At 73.0% G+C, this 6,706-nt stretch carries 6 protein-coding genes; 2 read left to right on the plus strand and 4 right to left on the minus strand.

Annotated features, from left to right (window positions below):
- Positions 1–8: 8 nt before the first annotated feature.
- Positions 9–896, plus strand: coding sequence for a ParB/RepB/Spo0J family partition protein (locus tag ACW9J6_RS07675; protein WP_457115861.1), 888 nt, complete (start codon positions 9–11; stop codon positions 894–896).
- Positions 897–969: 73 nt separating this feature from the next.
- On the opposite strand, the gene holA is transcribed toward ACW9J6_RS07675, so the two are convergent.
- The 3 genes from holA to leuS form a co-directional block, all read right to left on the minus strand.
- The gene (gene holA, locus ACW9J6_RS07680; protein WP_457115862.1) at positions 970–1,998 is read right to left on the minus strand and encodes a DNA polymerase III subunit delta; all 1,029 of its coding nucleotides are present in this window, start codon (positions 1,996–1,998) and stop codon (positions 970–972) included.
- Positions 1,995–2,531, minus strand: coding sequence for an LPS assembly lipoprotein LptE (gene lptE / locus ACW9J6_RS07685; protein WP_457115863.1), 537 nt, complete (start codon positions 2,529–2,531; stop codon positions 1,995–1,997). The genes holA and lptE overlap by 4 nt, the downstream gene beginning before the upstream one ends.
- Before the next feature lie 137 nt (positions 2,532–2,668).
- Positions 2,669–5,260 carry a leucine--tRNA ligase gene (gene leuS, locus ACW9J6_RS07690; protein ID WP_457115864.1) on the minus strand — a complete coding sequence of 864 codons (2,592 nt, stop codon included), beginning with the start codon at positions 5,258–5,260 and terminating at the stop codon, positions 2,669–2,671.
- Between the two features lie 169 nt (positions 5,261–5,429).
- Here leuS and ACW9J6_RS07695 point away from each other — a divergent pair, with 169 nt between their 5' ends.
- Entirely contained in the window at positions 5,430–6,113 is a 684-nt protein-coding gene (locus ACW9J6_RS07695) for a YggS family pyridoxal phosphate-dependent enzyme (protein WP_457115865.1), read from the plus strand.
- A 52-nt stretch (positions 6,114–6,165) separates the two neighbouring features.
- Here the strand turns inward: ACW9J6_RS07695 and ACW9J6_RS07700 are convergent, their stop codons facing one another.
- Positions 6,166–6,366: a hypothetical protein gene (locus ACW9J6_RS07700; protein ID WP_457115866.1), complete on the minus strand. Its 201-nt coding sequence runs from the start codon at positions 6,364–6,366 to the stop codon at positions 6,166–6,168.
- Positions 6,367–6,706: the final 340 nt, after the last annotated feature.

Consider the following 6,706-nt stretch of genomic DNA (forward strand, 5'->3'; position numbering starts at 1 on the left):
GTAGGATCATGGCGGAAGAGGTGGCCCGCCCGCGGCTCGGACGCGGGCTCGCGGCGCTGATCGGCGATGTCGGCGAGGACGCGCCCGCGGCGCCGGCGGAGCGGCGCGGGCAGCGGCGGGTGCCGATCGAGTTCCTCCGGCCGAATCCCCGCAACCCGCGCCGGCACTTCGCCGAGACCGAGCTGGAGGAGCTCGCGGCCTCGATCCGCACCCGCGGCGTCATCCAGCCGATCGTCGCGCGCGCCGTTCCCCGGGTGCCCGACACGTTCGAGATCGTGGCCGGCGAGCGGCGCTGGCGGGCGGCGCAGCGGGCGGGCCTCCACGACGTGCCGGTCGTGGTGGTCGAGATCGACGACCGCACCTCCCTCGAATACGCGATCCTGGAGAACGTCCAGCGCGCCGACCTCAACGCCATCGAGGAGGCCGCCGGCTACGAGCGCCTGATGAGCGAGTTCGGCTACAGCCAGACCGAGCTGGCCGAGATCATCGGCAAGAGCCGCAGCCACCTCGCCAACACCCTGCGCCTGCTCAACCTGCCGCCCTCCGTGCGGGATCAGGTCGTGGCGGGCGCGATCACGGCGGGGCATGCCCGCGCGCTGCTCTCCGTGAAGGACCCGGACGCCGTGGCCCGCCGCGTCGTGGCCGAGGGGCTGACGGTGCGGGACGTCGAGGCCCTGGCCGCGGCGGAACAGCCCGCCGCGGCCGGGCCGCGCCCCGGGCGCCCGCGCAAGCCGGCGCCGGAGAAGGACGCGGACACCCGCGCGCTGGAGCGCCGCCTGGAGGACGCCCTCGGCGTGGCAGTGTCGATCGAGCACCGGGGCGGCGGGGGCGAGCTGCGCCTGCGCTACGCGAGCCTGGAGCAGCTCGACGGGCTCTGCCGGCGGCTGGAAGGGTAGGGGCGCAGCCGGATCCGCGGATCGGTGGGGCTGCCCCCAAGCGATCCGCGACCGATCGCGCGCCCGCGCCCGGTCAGCCCCGGCGGCCGGCCTCCAGGGCGAGCCGCAGCAGCAGATCGCTGGCGACCGCGTGCGCGAAATCCGCGTCAGCCCGACGACAGGCGAGCACCGTCGCCTGCAGGCGGGTCGCCGCCCGGCGCAGTCCGTCCGGCGACCAGCGCGCGAGCTGCCTCTCCACGACCTTCTGCCGCCGGAAATGCAGGCCCCGCCAATTCGCCACGATCTGGGCCGGCGGTGCGCCCGGATTGTCCAGCTGAACCGCCAGCAGGGCGAGGCCGTGGCGCAGGGCGGCCGCCAGCATGACCGAGGCATCCATGCCCTCGACCTGGAAGCGGCGATAGGTCCGCTCGGTCTCGCCCGCCTGGCCCGCGAAGGCCGCGTCGATCAGCGCGTTCAGGACGGAGCCCGAGACGTCGCTGGCGACCGCCTCCACGTCCTCGAGCGTGACCTCGGCCTGGCCGCGGGCGTAGAGGGCGAGCTTCTCGATCTCCCCCAGGCTGGCGCGGCGGTCGCCGCCGAGGCTCGCGGCCAGCGTCTCGCGGGCGTCCCGGGCGATGCGGAGCCCCTCGTCCCGCAGCCGGCTGTCGATCAGGTCGGCCAGCGCCCGCACGTCGTCGGGGTAGCAGGGGAGGGCGAGGGCCCGCTGCGACCGCTCGCAGAGGGCCCGCAGCGGTGCGGATTTCGCGAGGTCGCCCGCCTCGATCACCGCGAAGGACTCGGGCAGCTCGGCCTTGAGCAGAGCCTCCACGGCCGGCGCGAGGTTGCGGCTGCCCGGCCGCACCCAGACGGCACGCTTGCCGCCGAACAGCCCGATCGTGCCCGCCTCGTCCACCAGACGTCCCGGGTCGGAGGCCAGGACGTCGCCGTCGAGCTTCACCAGGGCGAAGGGATCGGTCGGGTCCGTCACCGCCTGCTCGGCGAGACGGCGGGCCCGCTCCGCCACCAGTCCGGTATCGGGGCCGTAGACCAGGACCACGGCGACGCGGGGATCCGGCCCCCGCCGCAGCAACCCCTCCACGTCGCCCGGACGAACCGCCGTCACGGCTGCGTGGCGAGGATCGCGGCGACTCGCGTCTTGATCTGGTCGGCGAGGAGCTTCGCGAGGCGGGTCTCCGCCTCGCGGGCGGCGCGGACGCTGGCGAAGCGCTGCACCGAGCGGTCGTAGCTGGCGAGCCCGGTCGCCGTGCCCTCGGTGAGCGTCCGCCCGCCGTCGAGGGTGAGCACCTTGTAGGTGGCGGTGCCGTAGAGCGTGGCGGACTCGGCCCGGGCCGTCACCGAGCTGACGATCGGCGTCTGGACGGTCTCGTTCACCGCCAGCGTCAGCTTGTAGCGCTTCTCCACGGTCTGGCCGGACCCGTCGAGGTCGAAGACCAATTCGCTGCGCAGGTAGTGGCCGAGCCGCTCCTGGCCCTGGGCCGTCGTCGCCGGATCGACCTGGATCGCCGCGAGCACGGTGCTGAGCGGCGCTCCGGACGCGGTCGGCCCGTAGAGGGGCCGGAAACACGCCGACAGACCGAGCGTCAGGGTTGCCGCCAGCGCCAAGCGTCGCGCCGTCCCCGCCATGCTGCGTGCCATCCGGTTCCGTCCTCCACCCGGCCTCGGGCGCCCTCGCGCTGCCGTAGCATACCGCGCTTTAAGGAAGCTCTGCGGCAGGACCGTGATCGCCGCCGCGGATCCCCGCTTTCCCCACGCCGCCCCCGCGGTCGCCGCGGTCAGGCGACCACGTTGACGATGCGCTGCGGCACCACGATGACCTTGCGCGGCGCCTTGCCGTCGAGCGCCCGCTGCACCGCCTCGAGGTCCAGCACCGCCGCCTCCACGAAGGCCGCGTCGGCCTCCCGCGGCACGGTGATGTCGGCGCGCTTGCGGCCGTTCACCTGCACGGGCAGCGTGACGCTGTTCTCGACGAGAAGCGCCGCCTCGATCTCCGGCCAGGGCTCCTCCGCCACCAGGCCGGGCTGCCCCAGCACCGCCCAGGCGGCTTCCGCCAGGTGCGGCATCATCGGGGCCAGGAGCTGGGTCAGGATGCGTCCGGTCTCCAGCAGGGCCGGGTGGCCGATCCGGGTCGTGCCGGCCAGGGCATCCTGCAGGGCGTTGGCAAGTTCGTGGATATGGGCGACGCAGCGGTTGAAGCGCAGCCGCTCGATGTCCTCGCCCACCGCCGCCAGCGCCCGGTGGGCCGCCTTGCGGAGCGCGAGGTCGGCCGCCGCGTCCCCGGCCGCCTCGGGCCGCTCGGCGATCTCGTTGATCAGGCGCCAGACCCTTTGCACGAAGCGGGAGGCGCCCTGGACGCCGTCCTCGGTCCAGATCACGTCGCGCTCGGGGGGCGAGTCGGAGAGCATGAACCAGCGGGCGGTGTCGGCCCCGTAGGACGCGATGATGTCGTCCGGGTCGACCACGTTGCGCTTGGACTTCGACATCTTCTCGATGGCGCCGATGGTGATCGGCTCCGAGGTTTTCACGTGAAACGCCCGGCGCTCGCCGTCCTCCACGGCGAGGCGCACCTCAGCCGGCTGCACCCAGCCGCCGGCCGCGTCCTTGTAGGTCTCGTGCACCACCATGCCCTGGGTGAACAGGCCCGCGAAGGGCTCGTCCGCGCCGCCCCAGCCGACCTTGCGCATCGCCCGCGCGAAGAAGCGCGAGTAGAGCAGGTGCAGGATCGCGTGCTCGATGCCGCCGATATACTGGTCGACCGGCAGCCAGCGATCCGCGGCCGCGGGATCGGTCGGCGCGTCGGTGAGCCACGGCGCCGTGAACCGCGCGAAGTACCAGGACGAGTCCACGAAGGTGTCCATCGTGTCGGTCTCGCGCCGCGCCGGTGCCCCGCAGGTAGGGCAGGGGACGTTGCGCCACGCCGCGTCCCGCTCCAGCGGGTTGCCGGGCTGGTCGAAGGAGACGGTTTCCGGCAGAGTCACCGGCAGGTCCGCGACCGGCACCGGCACCACGCCGCAGGCGTCGCAGTGGATCACCGGGATCGGGCAGCCCCAGTAGCGCTGGCGCGAGATGCCCCAGTCGCGCAGGCGGAACTGCACCCGGCGCTGCGCCACGGGCGCGTCGCCGAGCCGCTCCGCTTCGAGCCGCGTCGCCACGGCCTCGAAAGCCTCCGCGGTCGTCATCCCGTCGAGGAAGCGCGAATTGATCATCCGCCCGTCGCCGTCATAGGCGGTGTCGGTGATCACGAAACCGGCCGGGTCGACACCCGGCGGGCACACGACCGGGGTGTTGCCGAGCCCGTACTTGTTGGCGAAGTCGAGGTCGCGCTGGTCGTGGGCCGGGCAGCCGAACACCGCGCCGGTGCCGTACTCCATGAGCACGAAATTCGCGACGTAGACGGGCAGCAGCCAGTCCGGGTCGAGGGGGTGGCGCACCCTCAGCCCGGTGTCGAAGCCGAGCTTCTCCGCTGTGTCGATCGCCTCCTGGGCGGTGCCCATGCGGCGGCAGGCGGCGATGAAGTCCTGCAACTCCGGCGAGCCCTCGGCGACCGCCGCCGCCAGCGGGTGATCGGCCGCGACCGCCAGGAACTTCGCCCCGAACAGGGTGTCGGGCCGGGTCGTGTAGACCGTCACGTCGGGGGAGACGCCGGCTGGCGGCGCGGCCAGGGCGAAGCGGACCTCCAGCCCCTCGGAACGGCCGATCCAGTTCTTCTGCATCAGCCGGACCTTCTCCGGCCAGCGCTCCAGCGTGTCGAGCCGGTCGCTCAGGTCCTGCGCATAGTCGGTGATCCTGAAGAACCACTGGGTGAGTTCGCGCTGCTCGACCGGGGCGCCCGAGCGCCAGCCGCGCCCGTCGATCACCTGCTCGTTCGCCAGCACGGTGTGGTCCACCGGGTCCCAGTTCACCTTGGCGGTGCGCCGCGTCACCAGCCCGGCCTTCAGGAAGTCCAGGAACATCCGCTGCTGGTGCTTGTAGTAGGACGGGTCGCAGGTCGCGACCTCGCGGCTCCAGTCCAGCGACAGGCCCATGGCCTTGAGCTGGCCCTTCATGGTCGCGATGTTGGCGTAGGTCCAGTCGCGCGGGTTGACCTTGCGCTCCATGGCGGCGTTCTCGGCCGGCAGGCCGAAGGCGTCCCAGCCCATCGGGTGGAGCACGTTGAAGCCCTTGGCTCGCTTGTAGCGCGCCACCACGTCGCCCATGGCGTAGTTGCGCACGTGGCCCATGTGGATGCGCCCCGACGGGTAGGGGAACATCTCCAGCACGTAGTAGGTCGGCCGCGGGTCGTCGTTGCGGGTCCGGAAGAGGTCGCGCTCGGCCCAGACCGCCTGCCAGTGGGGCTCGGATTCCTTCGCGTTGTAACGTTCGGCCATGGGGAGCGACTTCGTCGAGGGCCAGCGCCGGCGGAGAGGCCGGGACCGGGGAGCGATACGGGAAAGCGCCGCGCGCGCAGGCGGTTGAGCTTGCCGGGCGCGGCGCCGGCGGACTAGGACATGCTTTGCGCCCCGGGGTCAACGTGCCGGGGCGCCCGGGAGAGCGGGAATGATCGATCCGGCGGCGGTCGCGGCGAATCTGGCGGAGGTGCGGGCCGAGATCGCCCGCGCGGCGCGCGACCACGAGCGCGACCCGGCCTCCGTGGCGCTGATCGCCGTGTCGAAGACCGTGCCGGCCGAGGGCATCCTGCCGGCCCTCGACGCGGGCCAGCGACTCTTCGGCGAGAACTACGTGCAGGAGGCGAAGGCCAAGTGGCCCGCCCTGCGGGAGCGCGTCCCCGACGTCGAGCTCCACATGATCGGGCCGCTCCAGTCGAACAAGGCCCGCGAGGCGGTGGAGCTGTTCGACGTGATCCACTCCCTCGACCGGCCCTCACTCGCGGCCGCCCTCGCCCGCGAGATCGCCCGCACCGGCCGGCGCCCGCGCCTCCTCGTCCAGGTCAACACGGGCGACGAGCCGCAAAAGGGCGGCGTCGCGCCGGGCGAGGTCGACGCCTTCCTGGCCGCCTGCCGCGAGGCCCACGGCCTCGCCGTCGAGGGGCTGATGTGCATCCCGCCCGCCGAGGACCCGCCCTCGGCGCATTTCGCCCTGCTGGCGCGGATCGCGGCGCGCCACGGGCTCGCCATGCTGTCGATGGGGATGAGCGCCGACTACCCGGCGGCGATCCAGATGGGCGCGACCCATGTCCGGGTCGGCACGGCGATCTTCGGCGCGCGGCCGGCACGGGGCTGAGCCGGAGGCGGGGTCACCCGCCGGCACAGCCGGCGATCGCGCGGATGCCGCATCAATTGCCGTGAAGGAGGCGGATCTCCTCCCGGGCCTGATCAAGAAAGCGCCGACGATCGTCGTCGGTCAGGAGCGCCTGCACCTCCAGGACCTCGCGGTGGCGAACCCCGAAATCCCAGAGCGTCCCCTTCGGACCCTCGGCGGCGTGGATCTGACGCGCGCGCACGATTTCCGTCGCGGAATAGGCGTCGAGCAGCATGCGCGTCTCCCTGGTGTCGCGATGGCCGAGAGGGGAAGTGGGCTGGACCATACAGGATGTCCAGGGGGCGCGCGAGTATGGCAGCGTTACCAATATTGGTGATCGGCGCGGAAGAACTTTGTGCGCTGCAGCATGGATTGGGGCGCAACTTCTAGGGAGAGCGCGAAGGGGCCGGATGGCGGATGCCGACGGCTTGGTTGGTGGTGCAGCCCGCCCCCTCTGTCGACGGGCGGCCGAGGGCGTCCCGCACCGGATGCAACGGACCGGCCGCGCGAATCCTCGACGAGAGCGGCGGCCCCAAGGGGGGGGGGGGCCCCCCCCCCCGGGCCCGTCCCCCCCG

The organism is Methylobacterium sp. JK268 (genome assembly GCF_054052225.1).

What these genes read in the sequence shown, in the direction of transcription:
- ACW9J6_RS07675 (WP_457115861.1), top strand. Translation starts at nt 9, where the DNA reads ATGGCGGAAGAGGTGGCCCGCCCGCGGCTCGGACGCGGGCTCGCGGCG.
- lptE (WP_457115863.1), bottom strand. Translation starts at nt 2,531, where the DNA reads ATGGCACGCAGCATGGCGGGGACGGCGCGACGCTTGGCGCTGGCGGCA.
- leuS (WP_457115864.1), bottom strand. Translation starts at nt 5,260, where the DNA reads ATGGCCGAACGTTACAACGCGAAGGAATCCGAGCCCCACTGGCAGGCG.
- ACW9J6_RS07695 (WP_457115865.1), top strand. Translation starts at nt 5,430, where the DNA reads ATGATCGATCCGGCGGCGGTCGCGGCGAATCTGGCGGAGGTGCGGGCC.
- ACW9J6_RS07700 (WP_457115866.1), bottom strand. Translation starts at nt 6,366, where the DNA reads ATGCTGCTCGACGCCTATTCCGCGACGGAAATCGTGCGCGCGCGTCAG.